The sequence below is a fragment of the Paenibacillus hexagrammi genome, assembly GCF_021513275.1.
Taxonomy (GTDB): Bacteria; Bacillota; Bacilli; order Paenibacillales; family NBRC-103111; genus Paenibacillus_E; species Paenibacillus_E hexagrammi.
In genome coordinates this window covers 1625351-1641009 of the sequence record NZ_CP090978.1, presented here as the reverse complement: position 1 = coordinate 1641009, position 15659 = coordinate 1625351, and the positions used below count along the sequence as shown (strand labels likewise).

Below are 15659 nucleotides of genomic sequence, written 5' to 3'. Positions count from 1 at the left end.
GGGCATCAGCCTTTGACAGAACCGACCATCGCCCCTTTCGCAAAGTGCTTCTGCAGGAACGGATATACACACAGGATCGGTATTGTCGCCACGACCACCGCCGCCATCTTCAGCGTTTCCGCCGGAGGAGCCGCTACAAAGGCATCCTGACCGAGGTCACTGTTTTGCGCATTTTGCAGCATATTCTGAAGCAGCACTTGAATCGGCCATTTATCGGCATCGTTCAAATAAAGCAGCGCCGAGAAATAGGCGTTCCAGTAGCCAACGGCATAGAATAAGCCAAAGGCCGCCAAGGACGGAAGCGAGAGCGGAAGAATAATCCGGAAGAATGTAGTGACATCATTACAGCCGTCAATGGATGCGGATTCCTCCAATTCAACAGGTATGCTCGAGAAGAAGCTCCGCATTAAGATGACGTTCCATCCGCTTGCTAATGCCGGCAGGATCAGCGACCAAGTATTATTGATCAAATGCAAATCCCGAACGAGCAAATAGTTAGGAATAATGCCCGGACTGAACAAGATCGTCAGCAATATCATCAGCGAGAACAATTTTCTACCGGGGAGACGCCTTCTGGAGATCGCGTAAGCAAGCGCCGCTGTTACCATCAGGCTTAGAATCGTTCCCACAATGGCCAAATAGGCGCTGTTGCCGATCGAGCCCAAGAACGTTTTTGTCCCGAGCAAGTACTTATAGGAATCGAGCGACCAATGCTCCGGAAAGAGGATAAATTGCTTCTGTAAAAATTCGGTCGGGTCCGTAAAGGATACGACGAATACGTAGTAGATCGGGAAAAACGTCAACAAGGCGATTAGAACCAGAATGGTGATGTTTATGGTATCAAATAAGCGGTCGCCAGCACTCTTTTTCATATGAATCCTCCTTAGTAGACGCCTTCTTCGCCCATTTTTTTGGCAAGCTTGTTAGAGAGAATAACCAAAGTCAAGCCCACGATGGATTTGAACAAGCCCGCTGCCGTGCTGTAGCTGAATTGTCCTTGCTTAATCCCCACCGTATACACATACGTGTCAAACACTTCTGCAACCTGCGATACAGCCCCATTGTACATCAGGAAAATTTGCTCGAAGCCGACATCCATCATTTGACCCAGACGAAGAATCAGCATGACGATAATGACACTCCGGATCGCAGGAAGCGTAATGTGCCAAACCCTGGCGAAGACGGCTCGCTCCGTCCATCCTTGCCGCTTCATATAAGCCCGGGTCAACGCTGGCAATGGCAGCCAGAAAAATAATCGTCCCCCAGCCGGCTTCTTTCCAGATCGACTGCACGACGATCATCAGCCAGAAGGCATTCGGATTCGTCAATACATCAATTTTGTCAGCTCCAAACGATTCGATCACTTTGTTCACAAGCCCATCGCCTTTGGAGAATAACAGGAAAGTCAAACCGGCAATAATCACCCAAGATAAAAAGTGAGGCATGTAAATAATCGTCTGAATCCATTTTTTCAAAATTTCCTTCCGCAGCTCATTCAAGAACACAGCTAAGAGAATCGGAAGCGGGAAGAAAAGCACGAGATTGAGCAAATTGATGCCCATTGTGTTGCGAAATAGCATAAGAAAATCGGGATTAGAGAAAAATCGCTGAAAATGGTCCAATCCGACCCATTGGCTGTGCAGGATGCCTTTAAACGGCGAGTAGTTCTGAAAAGCAATGATAATGCCGAACATCGGAATGTATTTGAAGATCAGGAAAAACAGCAGTCCCGGCAATGCCAGCAGGTATAGATATCTGTTTTTGACGATTTCCCTGAGCAGTCCGTGCTTCTTGCTCTTCACGGCTGGAGCGACCGAAACCCCGGTGGAGTGCGAGATGGGATGTTTTACTGTGTCAGACATATCATGTTCTCCTTTCGCAGCGGATATCTGTGATGCGGTGGTTCTCATAGTCGAAATACTGACCTTCCAGCAGGCCGATCAAGGTGCCGGTTACTCGCACTTCTATCTGGTTGGAGCCCTTCTTCAAATACGCCGTGTTCCCGCTCCATGTATAAGGGGACCAGGCACGAACGCCCAGAGACTCACCATTCACCGTTACTTCAACCAAATCATGTACGTCCCATCCCGATATCTCGAGCTCGAATTGCCCACCCTCAGGTATCTCATGCAGCTCCATCGTACGGGAAAAGAGGAAAGCGTTCCTGCAAAGTAAGGGTAACCGTTGTAATAGCTCTCCGATACAAGTGTTTGCGCCGTAGTCGGCGGCTCTATGATTCTGACGGTGCCGGATTCGTCATCGAGATGAATACCAAACGCTCCATAGAAATAGAGGGCATCCACAACACCATGCCAGTCTTCTTGAATGGTGACGTGAACGGTCAGCTCGTTCCAACCCTCGATTAGGCTTGGCCTCACATCACAGAGTTGATTGGAGTTATCGTATACGATTCGTTTATGAAAATCGTCTTGTGTATAGCGGGTCTGGTTCAGCTCCAACGTCCAATTGCCTAGAATGGCCGATTGGTCCATCATCAGCTCGCACTGGGTAGGAACATGCTCCACATAGAAGCGCGCTGTGTAGCGGCATTCCAGCGGATAAGCTAGCTTCAGCGTTTTCGGCGTACCGAAAATTTGATGGAAAGAAACCGGAAGCCCACTGTCCTCGGCCAAATCCGTACACTGATCGATAAACGTCTTCACTTGCACCGGGTGGCTTTCCTGCCTATCTCCAACCTGCAGCTTAAAGCTGTCTAGGCGGAGTGCATTCGGAGTCAGCGCTTGCTGCTGCCAAGGCCCTTGGGCGTCCACACGGATTCGCTTCGCCTCGCTTGTCACAGCTGCTGCAGGTAGCGCGGAAGGCGCAGCGCTTGGCTGATCCTTTAAGCGAAGCTGAACCAATCTTGAGCTGTATGGGCCGAAGCTCAGCGTGATTGTAACACCTTCAGCTGTCACCTCAGCTTCAAGCGGACTGATTGCTCCTGTTTCCAAATCAAGCAGCTCCGCTTCCACTGCAGCCCCTTGGTCTGCATGGGGCCAAATCACTTGTGTATGCGCCGTGATACGGGCATCCCAAGTCTCACCCTCCTGATTGCTTGCAAACAGGACGTACTCGCGGTCCGTTACGTACCGGCTTTGCAAAAGAAATGACTGACTTTCTTTTCCGCAATCCATTGTTACCGCTCTAGGTAGCTCTTGCTCCAGCAGTGTATCAAGCATCTCTAAAGCTGCAGCAGGGGATTCGCTCCCGATCCGCGGTATAAAGTGCGCAGACAGAGCGCCTTTGCTTATAGCATCCGTTGCAGCATCTTGCCGGTCACGGGGCTGACGACTGTCTTGCGACGCATCACCGAGAGCCTTGAGTTTCGCTTCCTGCCAATAGCAGCCCTCGGTTGCTGCGAATGGGAGGCCGAACGCTTCCGCCATTTCCTCAGGCACTGTACTGTCTTTCTCAATACGCTGGCTGGGCAGCAATCCGAAGGAAATGACAGTTCCGCCTGCGTCTAGAAAGCGCTTCACCGTTACCCAAGCGTTCCTCTCCAGATTTGTGATTGGAGGTAACAGAAGTACGGAATATTGTGCATGCCCGATAACCAGCTTGCCATTCTCTATAGCGGCTTCCGCCAAGAGCTCCGGATCCAGATGGTCATAATCCCTGCGCGAGCGCAGCAGATGAACACTCAGCGACCGCCAATCGTCTTTTAGCCGCTCCAGCTTCGCTTTCTCAGCCTCATCCTTACCGCCATAATCAAAGTGATGAAGGGGATTACCCAAGTGCGCCCAAAATGTCGTGGTCGGATCCAGCATGGCGATGCGAATATCCGCGGAACCCTGCGTCATGATATAACTGATTCGCGCCGTATAGTCGCCCAGCATGCGAAAATGCGGCCAGTACGGATTCTGATAAAATTGGGACGGAGGGGCATCATGCTGGGTCAGTCCGTCCAATGTATAGAAAAACGCATGAAACGCGAAAAAATTCGTGCCCATAGCCGCCATCCGGTCGATCATCCACTTGGCATCCTGCAGATTCATCGACCAGCCTACACTATGGAAGCATTCGTCCACATTCCGCTGCCTCTGCAGCTGCCTGGCAATAGAACTTGTCATCTTCGGATTATCACGGAAGCTGCATGCATACCTGTGAAGTATCCATTCCAGTGAGCGTCCCAGCTTCTCATGGGCGCTGTCTCCTCCGGGAACATGGCTGAAGCGCTGCGTGGTCATTCGGATGGACGGTACCTCGGCCACATATTGCAGCCCATGACGCTCGCACCAGTCATAGACCTGCTTGTGATAGGACTGCGTCAGAAGCTCGTGCAATGCTTGGTAATAATCATAGCGGATGCGCGGAGCGTCCTTATAATCAGCATGTGATAGTGCCGCTATATGCTCAGTGATGGAGTATCCATGACGTTCTTGAAAATAAGCCTCTAGTCTAGGTGTCCATGGAATAGGTCCCAATAGGCCGATCTCATCGGTAAACATGCCTTTGACTGTTTCTCCGAAATCGCTTCCCAAATGAGCGGCGTAGCGTTCATGCGTCAAATTGATGAAGGTCTGCATCGCTTCCTGATGGCAAGGATCGACGAAAGTGCCGTAATATTTAAAGTCTTCGATCTCTTTTTCCTGGTAAACGAGAATGTCCCACTCTGCTGCATTGTCCGGTGCCTGCCAATCAAGACGGTACACCGTACGGTACGTGAAAAATCGTTTCTGGTTATACGTTGTCAGACCCGTCTTCTGAAAAACCGGATCCGCCTGCCAATTGCCGATGGCATCTCGCAAATCCAGCGCCTGCTCCCAATCCCTTTCGCCGCTTTCCTTCAAAGGCACAGCCTTGGCATAAATGATCTTGGCCCACGGATACTCGTGCTGAACTTTGGATCCGCCTGCGGCTCTTAAAGTTGAAGCCTCCAGCGTCTGATGCTTCGCATCGGGATGCAGCAGCGTCACCTCTCCGCCGGCTATGCCGCTTGGGTACGGATACTCATCGTACAGCCAGACGTGCATGCCTCTCTTCTTGGCAGTCTCAACCGCAAACCGCACTTTCTCAAACCATGCTTCCGACAAGTAAGGGATTTGCAAACCCTGACGAGGACATATAAAAAAGCCTCCGACACCTTGAGCGTACATCTCTTCAATCTGCCGCTCGATCTCCTCATGATTCATATCTCCGTTCCAAAACCAGAACGGCTGGATTCTATATTCCGGACCCGGATTCCTAAACGTATCCATCAACAATGAATGTCCCTCCCTGCGCTTCCATCTTCTGATTCAAATGTAGAACCGCCGCCATTTCCCGGCAAGAATCATTTCTTGCATATGGTAGATCAGGGGGATTACACATTCTTGCGAGCTTGGATTTCTTTGCGAAAAGCCCGAAAAATAAAGACATACCGCCATTACAAGGAGAATCTCCCTGCGAAAGCAGTATGTCTTCTAAGCTCTATATACAATATGAAATCAATCCATAAAATCCTTTAATCTCTTGCTTCGAGTCGGATGGCGCAGCTTGCGGAGCGCCTTGGCTTCGATCTGACGAATCCGTTCGCGCGTCACTCCAAAATGTTTGCCCACTTCTTCTAGCGTCCTTGGCTGTCCATCATCGACGCCAAACCGAAGTCGAAGCACACTTTCTTCGCGTTCTGTCAATGTATCGAGTACCTGATCCAGTTCCTGCTTCAGCATCTCGAAGTTAGCAGCATCCGGTGGTGAAATCACTTCCTGGTCTTCGATGAAATCACCTAGCATGGAATCATGCTCATCACCGATCGGGGTATGCAGCGAGACCGGTTCCTGTGAAATTTTCATAATCTCCCGAACTTTATCCACGGTTATCTCCATGCTCTGGGCAATTTCCTCGGGCAATGGCTCTCTTCCCAGATCCTGCAGCAGCTGCCGGGAGATGCGCAGCAGTTTGTTCACTGTTTCGACCATGTGAACGGGTACTCGTATGGTTCTTGCTTGGTCAGCAATCGCTCTGGTTATCGCCTGTCGAATCCACCACGTAGCATACGTACTAAATTTGTATCCCTTACTGTAATCAAACTTCTCAACGGCTTTCATCAGTCCCATATTGCCTTCCTGAATCAGGTCCAGGAACAGCATTCCCCGTCCGGCATAACGCCTCGCAATGCTTACAACAAGGCGAAGGTTCGCCTCCGTCAGCCTCTTCCTCGCTTCTTCGTCTCCTTGCTCGATCCGCTGCGCCAATAAGATTTCTTCTTCTCCCGACAATAGCGGCACCCTGCCGATTTCTTTTAAGTAAAGTCGAACAGGATCATCTACCTTAATACCAGCCGGTAAGGTTATATCTGATATCCATTCTTGTTCTTGCTCTTGAGCTTGCTCCGAAGAGTACGTATCCATTCCTACACCTCATCTCTCTGGCTTACTTGGAAATATCGCGCCACTCCACGATAAATTCACGTTCGATATGATTCTCTTCGAATCTGCTCATTTCCTCGATAGCATTTCCGCATTCGCAAGCAACGTGATCCGCCCCATAATTGTCCGTACCAAACGTAATAGGTTCATTTCGAAATTCTCGGACACCAGGAACAATAAGTTGTTTACATCCGCAGCGGATACATGTAATTTCAAAACCAGCCTCCATGGAAGCGACCCCCTTTATCTTTCAGTTGACATTCGCCGTAAATTGTGGTATTATTTTATTATTACTATACATATGAATCATTTGCATATTTTAACATACAAAGTGCTTATCACGCAATACTATTTTTAAAAAAGCTGCAATCGCAGCTTTTTTTCTGTTATACAAAGAGATCCCTCGACTGTCTAGCGACAGCAAGGGATCTCTTTTATTTGTGTCCTTCCTATTGACAAGCTGCGATCTCCTTACGGAGTTGCTGAAAAGCATGAGCAATTTGGTCAGATGGAATGCACCCGTACTGATCGCCAATGCTCACTTCGAAATAACAGGATTCCTCGTCAACCACCCGCAGATGCGAGGTGAATCCGATATCCGTAGCTTCGTAAATACCAACCAGGATGGCCTCCATCTTATCTCTGGGCAGCCGGACATGAACATGAAACATATTGGATACAGGCACCGGAGGTCTGGTTGTGACCGCCTCACACTGATTGTACAGCTGCGCAAGCTCCTTCGCGTCCTCATAATACTGCTTCATTCTCGGCAATCTCAAATCCATATAATAGTCAGCGCTCACGATGTAAGGATATAGGCTGATTAAATCTCCTCCATGACGCCGCTTCCAGACCTTGGACTCCTCCGTAAAGCTCGTCTCGCCGGCAAGGATTGCTCCCGCTATCGCGCCGATACCTTTGTAGAAGGAGATGTACACACTGTCAAAAAGCCGGCAAATTTCCGCAGGGGACTTCTCATAGTAAGGACACACCTCCAACAATCGAGCTCCGTCCAGGTGCAGCTTGATCCCTTTGCCGCGGCAATAAGCCGAGATTGCTTCAAGATCCTCATAGGCGGGCAGCTGCCCGCCTATCTCTCTTTGCGGAAGCTCCAGCAGCAGGCAGGAGATGTCCTCTTTTAGATTCAGCACATCATCGAGAACAACAGGTCTGTCCTTATCCGCGATGAGAATCGGCTGGATATGATGAAGCTCCTTCAATCCGTCTTTCTCATGGATTTCCAAATGACTGAGCGGATGGTAAGCAACCTTATGCAGTACCTTTCTGTCCGACCAAATACGTAATGCAATTTGCTGCGCCATCGTGCCGCTTGGAAAAAATACGGCTGATTCTTTTCCCAATATCTCAGCCAAGCGATTTTGAAAATCCTCTATGATATTCCCATTTCCATATATATCACTGTCCAAGCTTCCCTCTAGAAGCTCAAATGCCTCTTTCAGAACCTGCACATTTCTCTTGCCATGTCCGGTAAGCTGATACCTTGTGCGGTTAAATGCCTCAAGTATACGATAATTGGCTGCCATTCTCTATGCTGCTCCTTCCATTGTTAGCGCAAATACCTTGCCATTCGACCATTATATCACACATTCTCCAGTACTCAGGTACATGCACATACAATCTAGCAAACATTTACATATTCTAGTAAAGTCACTAGAAGATCACATCTGCTAGCTTTGACAAATCTTTTGAAAGGAAGTGTTCCTATGTCATTGCAAATTATCGATGCTTCTCAAAGTATCCCATCTGCGTCGTCCGGTTCAATCAACAGGCCGGTTCCCGCAGCGCCAGGGAGCATTATTTTGGCGGAGTTCGGGCTGACAACCGTTGCCAACTCCAAAGTCCAGCTAAATGCCGTAATCGGCTATGCCGCAACGCTTGGACTTCCCGATGTGGTCTTCCAGATCATTCGGGATACCCAACCGATTTTTACGATCACCTCATCTACACTGGCTGTGCTGGAACAATCGAATATCTCTTTTAACACCGTGGATTTGACTCCTCCTATAGGCAGTCACGCTTACCGGATCACCGCAGAAGTGGCAAACGGGCTTCTTACCGGCGCAACTATCGTCGGCCCGGTCGCATTTAGCGGGACCGTGCTTGCATGATCCAAAGTAATCCCCACAAAGTGAAGCCTTAGCCTCTAAGCGGGTTCCGGGACTTTTCGGGGAGCCCCCAATTAATAAATTCTAAAAAAGGCAGTACGAATGGAATTATTCGTCTGCCTTCATACCTTTTCAGAGTTCTCAGATATATAACGTAAACCGTCGAAACGCCTGAATAACCAAGCTGTCTGATTAATCAGCACTTCCGTCCAGAAAGAATACCTCATTATCCATTTCCTGCATAGCTATGTATACTTCTCTGACGAGCCGTACCAAGTGGGCGAATCACAGCCTAACGGTCTACATATGATGTAGAAATGAAACCAAACGAAACCAACCTATGCAGGGGATCGGCAGGTGGAAGGCAGTTGTCAACTTGGAACCAAGTAAACGAGGAAATACAGCGTCTATCCGAGGACTTGCAGCGGATGCAGCAAAAGGACGGCACTTGGCGCTTCTGCTTTGAAAGCGGCATTCTGATTGATGCCTATATGATCATCGTTCTCCGTGTGTTGGAGCTGCCCTATGAAGCCTTGATTAAAAAGCTGCATGACCGTATTGCAGAAAGACAGGAGCTTAGCGGCGCTTGGAAGGTCTATCCGGATGAGGAGGATGGCAATCTCGATACGACGGTGGATGCTTATTATGCCATGCTGTATTCGGGATACAGCAAACGGACGGACGCGTCCATGCAGAAAGCAGCAGCGTTCATCCGTTCCAAAGGCGGTATCCGGCAGGTCCGTACGGTTTTGACCAAGGTATTTCTGGCAGCGACAGGGCAGTACCCGTGGCCAGCTTCACTTATGATTCCTTTGGAATTTCTGCTTTTGCCCTCAAGCGCTCCGCTTAGTTTCTATGATTTCTCGGGATTCGCACGTGTTCACTTTGCACCGATTCTGATCATGGCGGATCGTAAATTCGTATCAAACGCGAGCACAGCCCCTGATCTCTCAGAGTTAGACGTACAAAGCTACTCCGATGCTGACGCAAACGCACAAATCCCTATGATGAGCTCCGACGAAAAGCGTGGGTTCCAAACCATCATGGACGAGATTCATAGTGGGATCAAGAAACTCGCGGCGATCCCTTCACTACTTCACGAAAGAGCTTTGAAATACGCCGAGCAGTATATGCTTGACCGCATTGAATCAGACGGTACACTGTACAGCTACGCAAGCAGTACGCTTCTCATGATTTTGTCGCTGCTGTCGCTAGGCTACGACAAGCGTCATCCTGTCATCGCCGCTGCTGTAGATGGCCTCATTACCATGCTTTGGCCGATGAAAAGTGGACTGCATTTGCAAAATTCTCCGTCCACGATTTGGGACACGGCGTTAATTTCCACTGCTTTGCAGCAAGCGGGCGCCGGGCAGAACCAGGAGTCGGTCGCCAGATCTATTCAGTATCTGCTCTCCATGCAGCATGACAAACAGGCCGACTGGAGTACCCATGTCCCGCATACGCCGGCAGGAGGCTGGGGATTCTCCGAGTCCAACACGCTCAACCCGGACGTTGACGATACTACGGCAGCACTTCGTACGATCCGGTTATCGGCAAAAGAGAACCCGAACCTCCTGGATCCTTGGAACCGCGGCCTCAATTGGATTTTACGAATGCAAAACAAAGATGGAGGCTGGCCTGCTTTCGAGAAGGGAGTTACGAATACGTGGCTCACGCTCTTCCCCATCGACGGCGCCAAATCTGCAGCTATCGATCCCTCCTCCGCCGATCTCACCGGCAGGACGCTAGAATTCCTCGGAACCTCAGCCGGTCTCGACATGAGGCACGCAACGGTTCGCAGAGGTGTTCAATGGCTGCTGGACAATCAACAGCCTGACGGGTCATGGTACGGTCGCTGGGGCATTTGTTATCTATACGGTACTTGGGCTGCTTTAACAGGTCTCATGGCGGTTAAATTCGATCCCGAGCATCCTTCGGTAAGGAAGGCTGTACGGTGGCTGCTCCAGATCCAGAATGAAGACGGAGGCTGGGGAGAATCCTGCACCAGTGACCGTGACAGACACTACGTGCCGCTCCATGCAAGCACACCTTCCCAGACAGCCTGGGCCCTTGATGCGCTGATTGCCGTTTACTCCTTACCATCGGCCCCAATCGACAGGGGCATGCGGCGGATCCTGCTGCATATGCATCAGGATGACTGGACAACTATTTATCCGACTGGCGCCGCTCTTCCCGGCAGCTTTTATACCCATTATCACAGCTACAGGTACATCTGGCCGCTGATGGCACTCAATCACTATAGAAGGAAATATCAGCAATGTTCGATTTCGGATACATGATTCACTGTTTAAGCGCCTTGCAGGCTTCTGCAAGCTTTGCCGCAAAGGACAGCGGATGGTCGAGCGAGCTGAAGTGCAGATACATCAGCATGGGAGACGACATGATCCAATGATTATGCAGGGCGCTAATCCATATCCCTTGATGCTGAAGTGCATAAATGAACGGATTCACCTCTTCTTGAAGGAGCGCAATCTCCCCGAGAATCAAGGCGACACCTTGATGGTCCAGCTGCTCAAAGGAACAGTTTAGCGCTATCGTATGATGGGATCTGCTGGGCCGTCCCAGTATACTAACGTGTAAGTCCCTTGTTTTCGTGACAGCGCACACTCCGTCTTGGTACTGCGCCTTGCCTCCAATCAAATCACCGAATGAACTGCACAGACTTTGAAGTGTTTCCACAGCAGCCCCTCCTGTTCTGTTTCCTGCATGCCAAATTACAAAACTAACACTAAATGTATGTAGAGATAAACGAAAGCATGATTCATCGACATATCTACATGGATTGTTCAGACTTGGCACGAAGCGAAACAAAAACATGGTTACGCTGCCCCAATCAGGGACGAAGCGTAACCACGATTCTGATGCTATCGAATTACTGAACAGCGGTCAGCTGCCATTTTTGTGCCGATGTGCCGTTATCTGTCCAAATTTGTACGCTCGTGCCGTCAGCCGTTCCTGAGCTAGTTACATCAAGCGCCTTACCGCTTCCTGCATTGATCAGCTTGTAAGTCCCGTCGGCATTTGCAGTAATCGTCCACTTCTGGGCGGCTGTCCCGTTATCGGTCCAGATCTGAACCTTCGTTCCGTCAGCCGTGCCCGCGCTTGCAACATCGAGAGCTTTACCGCTTCCCGTATTAATGAGCTTATAGGTGCCATCTGAATTGCTCACTGCTCTCCACTGTTGTGCAGCTGTTCCATTAGGAGTCCAGATTTGAACCTTCGTTCCGTCTGCTGTCCCCGCACTTGCTACATCCAGAGCCTTGCCGCTTCCTGAATTCGTCAGTTTATAGACGGTTCCGGAGGCAACGCCTGAATTGGCTTGTTGATACACCCGAACATAGTCCACGTTCATCGTCTGCGGGAAGACAGTGCTTCCATCAGGATTACCCGGCCAATTGCCGCCAACCGCAACATTCAGCAGAAGGAAGAATGGGTGATCATATACCCAGGTCTGCCCTGCGCCAAGCTGACTTTTGTTTAATGTATGGAACTGCTGACCGTCCACATACCACCTGACTTGATTCGGCTCCCATTCGATGGAGAAGACGTGATAAGCATCCTTAAACTGCTGTCCTCCTGGCAGCGTATAGCTGTTGCCGATTCCGCAGCAGCCCGAGTAGCCCGGACCATGTGCTGTACCGTGTACCATGGATGGCTCATAGCCGACATTTTCCATAATATCCAGCTCCCCGCTCTGCGGCCAACCCACACTTCCAATATTATCGCCTAGCATCCAGAAAGCGGGCCACAGGCCCTGACCGTAAGGAATCTTGATCCGCGCTTCCATTTTGCCGTAGGTCTGTGCGAACTTACCTTGTGTCGTTAATCTGGCAGACGTGTAGTCTCTGCCGCCATAGCTTTCTTTCTTCGCTTTAATGACAAGGTTCCCGTTCCCGTCTTGATACGAGTTATCCCGGCGATCCGTGTAGTACTCCAGTTCATTGTTACCCCAACCATTACCGCCTGTTTCCTGCACCCATTTGGAGCCATCCGGCGCTGAGCCTGCAGCTCCATTAAATTCATCACTCCAGACCAAATTCCACACAGGAGCAGCCTCCGCCTTAGGGACCGCATTCAACAACAAGCTGCCGCACAGCAAAGCGCTGGCCACGGTTGCAACGAACCATTTTTTCTTGCTCATACATCAATTCCTCCATTTCTAAGTAAATTTGTTGTTTTTATTTGAAATCGCTTTCATTCACCTCCTGACATTATTTTACCATTCGTTAATTACTAAAATAAGGAAACAAATTTTAGGTTTGGTTACAATTTTTCAGGTACATCCTCCCTCCTGTTTTCTAATAAATCATACATTTGTTCCCGCAGCCCTCTTCGCTCTACTTCATCAAGCAAAATCCGCAGAAAATCATACTCGTAGCCGTCGACGTCCCGCATTACTTTCACTACTGCTTCCAGGAGCTTCTCATCGTTAATGTGCATAAAGGAACTCATCACCTATCACCTCAAACCCATCGCAGTATTCAAAATCCAGTTGACTTCATCATGATGCAGTCCCGTGACGCCCGTATTTGTATGCTTCATCACTTCGTCTGCATGGGTCTGTCCATGTATTTGAGGATATCCTAGAAGTATTTAATAATTGTTAGCTAACAATTAAGGAACCATTAAGATAACCCCTCCTCCCAAAAAAGTTCGAATAAAACCGCGTTTTCGCTGAATTGCAAAAAGCAGCAGCATTGAAGAGCATGATTCACTCTTCATTGCTGCTGCCTATGCTTTATATAGAGCTGCTTTCCCGAAATTTTTCGGTGTTCTTTTGCCATATCATGATAACTAATGAGCTTGCAATAACCGCTAGAATTACACCTAATACTCGGAGACCGCTTGAATGAATGGTGTGCCCAAAAATAAAGTCCAGCAGCAAGGAAGCAAATATCGTCCCCATGTACCTCGATGTTAAAAACAATCCGGATGCAACACCAGCATGTTCCTTTGGCGCCGACCTAAACAACGCAGCCTGCATACCAACATTGTTGAGTCCATTGCTGATTCCGAATACTGCTAAAATCAAGCCTATACGGATCAATGACGAATTATTGTTCAGCGTTACGATCCACACAGCTCCTAGCACCATAAGTGCTGCTGACAAGATGAGCGCGGGTCTCGGACCGGATTTGTCAATCCATCGTCCTGCAAGTGGAGAAGTGAGGAGCGTGCATAGACCTAGGCTTAACATAAGCAATCCCGTGTTCATTGCACTGAGTTGACGCTCCATCTGCAGGTAGGAAGGAAATCCGAAGAAGAGTGAATAGTACAGCACGTTGACCAGCATGAATTCGAGATTAATCCAACTTATTGCGGGATATTGGGCAAAGGTTCTTACTGGGATGAAGGGGCTACCTGCTTTGAGTTCATGCTTAATGAACAATCCCATGATCAGGAGACCTAACAATCCTATAAGGTCGTACCGCCATGAATGTATCGATAACAAACCCAACAACAGGCCGACCACCCCCAGGCTGAACAGGAGGATACCTAACCCATCCAAGTCAGCCAACCACATCTTGGGAGACTTTTTATAGACAGCGACTCCCTTCCGCTCATCTGCGGGAATAGCTCGCCATGCAAAGAAAAAGCTTAGAATTGCAACTGGGATATTGACGAGAAAGATTGCCGGCCAATCCCACCAATGAATAAAAAATCCTCCAACTGATGGACCGATGGCCGCAGCCCCTGATATGAAAATCGATAAGACGGCAAGTCCCTTGGCTTGATTTTCCGTCACATAATTTCTCATGATAGCCATCCCTACAGCGCCTATCATACTTGTTCCAATGGACTGTATGACGCGAAATGCGATGAGCCACCCGAATCCCGGGGATAATGGCGCTAATAGGGATGAAACGGAAACGACAATCAAACCTGACAGAAAAATTCGTCTGCGTCCGAATAAGTCGCCAGCCTTGCCCATAACGGGTTGAGCAATGGAGCTCGAGATGTAGAATGCAAAGATCATCCAAGAAGTCACCGCGAAATCAAGCCGGTACACCTCCTGCAACCTTGCTATCGCAACTGAAATCATAGAAGAATTTAAGGGATTGAGCAGCATACCCAGTCCAATTGATGCCATTAGCCATCTGCGCCGAATTTCCATGTATGAATCCTCCCTAAACCTTATTGACCTCATCGTACTCCAAATTGTACATTCACTCCAACGCATTCTATGCTATGATTACATGGACTCAAAGGAATGAATTAGGAGAGGTTGGGAGAACCATGGAGCTGCTTCAATTGCAGTACTTTCGGGAGGTCGCACGGCTGGAGCATATGACCGACGCTGCACGCAGCCTGCATGTTACACAATCGTCACTAAGCAAGACGATCCAGCGCCTGGAGGAGGATTTAGGGGTTCCCTTATTCGATCGGACTGGGCGAAGCTTGAGATTAAATGAGTTTGGCCGCAAGTTTTTAGCTCGAACAGAAAGAGCATTATTTGAATTGGAGCAGGGGAAGCAGGAGCTTCACGACTTAATTAGCCCCGAAAGCGGGACAATCGAGTTGGCCGTAACCACCGCAAGTACGCTCCCGCAAATTCTTCAAGTATTTCGTAAAAAACGACCTAACGTCCATTTCCATGTGCAAATGGTTGCCCTTCGAGAGATGCTGCCTCTTTTAGAACGAGGAGAGGCCGATTTTTGCTTGTCCTCCCCGCCTATAGTCGGAGAGGATATCGAGTGCCGCATCCTGCTGCGCGATCCGATCCTGCTCGCGGTCCCCACGGGACACCGGCTTGCCGATCAGGAATCCGTGGCATTGGCTGAGCTTGAGAATGAATGGTTTGTCGGACTCAAGAAAGGCTATGGCGCTCGAGATCTAGCTGATCAAGTGTGCCAATCCGCTGGGTTAGCACCTACCTATGTATACGAGGGAGACGAACCCGCCAGGCTGGTTGCCTTGGTCGAGGCGGGAATCGGCATTGCTTTCATTCCAAGCACGTCAAGGGATTCAAGGGAACAGGTTCATTTGCTGCGGCTGAAAGACCATGAGATGGTTCGGGAAATCGCACTTTCGTGGCATAAAAGCCGGTATCTGACACGCGCTGCTCAAGAGTTTCGCGAGGTCGTGGAGCAATACTTCGAACAATTAGCAGAGTAGTTCATGCTGGTTCGGCTTGTCGAAGGAACCCGTTATGCTGCTCCCC

13 protein-coding genes and 1 pseudogene are annotated in these 15659 nt (G+C 49.4%); 3 read left to right on the top strand and 11 right to left on the bottom strand.

Annotation, left to right across the window (positions count from 1 at the left end; translation table 11 throughout):
* Positions 1-5 precede the first annotated feature (5 nt).
* The 7 genes and pseudogenes from L0M14_RS07025 to L0M14_RS06995 form a co-directional block, all read right to left on the bottom strand.
* A complete protein-coding gene (locus tag L0M14_RS07025) occupies positions 6-872 on the bottom strand; it encodes a carbohydrate ABC transporter permease (RefSeq protein WP_235121468.1) in 867 nt (288 codons plus the stop codon).
* 11 nt (positions 873-883) lie between these two features.
* Positions 884-1862, bottom strand: a pseudogene (locus tag L0M14_RS07020) (ABC transporter permease).
* Between the two features lies 1 nt (position 1863).
* Positions 1864-2070 carry a hypothetical protein gene (locus L0M14_RS07015; protein WP_235121467.1) on the bottom strand — a complete coding sequence of 69 codons (207 nt, stop codon included), beginning with the start codon at positions 2068-2070 and terminating at the stop codon, positions 1864-1866.
* A complete protein-coding gene (locus L0M14_RS07010; RefSeq protein ID WP_235121466.1) occupies positions 2058-5198 on the bottom strand; it encodes a glycosyl hydrolase in 3141 nt (1046 codons plus the stop codon). The genes L0M14_RS07015 and L0M14_RS07010 overlap by 13 nt, the downstream gene beginning before the upstream one ends.
* Before the next feature lie 228 nt (positions 5199-5426).
* Positions 5427-6332 (bottom strand): RNA polymerase sigma factor RpoD, encoded by a 906-nt coding sequence (gene rpoD, locus L0M14_RS07005; protein ID WP_235121465.1) that lies wholly within the window; start codon positions 6330-6332, stop codon positions 5427-5429.
* A 22-nt stretch (positions 6333-6354) separates the two neighbouring features.
* The gene (locus tag L0M14_RS07000) at positions 6355-6579 is read right to left on the bottom strand and encodes a hypothetical protein (RefSeq protein WP_235121464.1); all 225 of its coding nucleotides are present in this window, start codon (positions 6577-6579) and stop codon (positions 6355-6357) included.
* 220 nt (positions 6580-6799) lie between these two features.
* Complete coding sequence (locus L0M14_RS06995) at positions 6800-7894, bottom strand: threonine aldolase family protein (RefSeq protein ID WP_235121463.1); 1095 nt, start codon at positions 7892-7894, stop codon at positions 6800-6802.
* A 180-nt stretch (positions 7895-8074) separates the two neighbouring features.
* Between L0M14_RS06995 and L0M14_RS06990 the strand changes: the two genes are divergently transcribed.
* The gene (locus L0M14_RS06990) at positions 8075-8479 is read left to right on the top strand and encodes a hypothetical protein (RefSeq protein ID WP_235121462.1); all 405 of its coding nucleotides are present in this window, start codon (positions 8075-8077) and stop codon (positions 8477-8479) included.
* A 425-nt stretch (positions 8480-8904) separates the two neighbouring features.
* On the top strand, positions 8905-10776 hold the full coding sequence (gene shc, locus L0M14_RS06985; protein ID WP_235122840.1) for a squalene--hopene cyclase: 1872 nt from the start codon (positions 8905-8907) through the stop codon (positions 10774-10776).
* A gap of 1 nt (position 10777) precedes the next feature.
* Here shc and L0M14_RS06980 read toward each other — a convergent pair whose 3' ends face one another.
* The 4 genes from L0M14_RS06980 to L0M14_RS06965 form a co-directional block, all read right to left on the bottom strand.
* Positions 10778-11176: a DUF1259 domain-containing protein gene (locus tag L0M14_RS06980; RefSeq protein ID WP_235121461.1), complete on the bottom strand. Its 399-nt coding sequence runs from the start codon at positions 11174-11176 to the stop codon at positions 10778-10780.
* Positions 11177-11369: 193 nt separating this feature from the next.
* Positions 11370-12638 (bottom strand): RICIN domain-containing protein, encoded by a 1269-nt coding sequence (locus L0M14_RS06975; RefSeq protein ID WP_235121460.1) that lies wholly within the window; start codon positions 12636-12638, stop codon positions 11370-11372.
* A 122-nt stretch (positions 12639-12760) separates the two neighbouring features.
* Complete coding sequence (locus L0M14_RS06970) at positions 12761-12949, bottom strand: hypothetical protein (RefSeq protein WP_235121459.1); 189 nt, start codon at positions 12947-12949, stop codon at positions 12761-12763.
* A gap of 286 nt (positions 12950-13235) precedes the next feature.
* Positions 13236-14612: an MFS transporter gene (locus L0M14_RS06965; protein WP_235121458.1), complete on the bottom strand. Its 1377-nt coding sequence runs from the start codon at positions 14610-14612 to the stop codon at positions 13236-13238.
* A 122-nt stretch (positions 14613-14734) separates the two neighbouring features.
* Between L0M14_RS06965 and L0M14_RS06960 the strand changes: the two genes are divergently transcribed.
* The gene (locus tag L0M14_RS06960; protein WP_235121457.1) at positions 14735-15613 is read left to right on the top strand and encodes a LysR family transcriptional regulator; all 879 of its coding nucleotides are present in this window, start codon (positions 14735-14737) and stop codon (positions 15611-15613) included.
* The last annotated feature ends 46 nt before the right edge of the window (positions 15614-15659 follow it).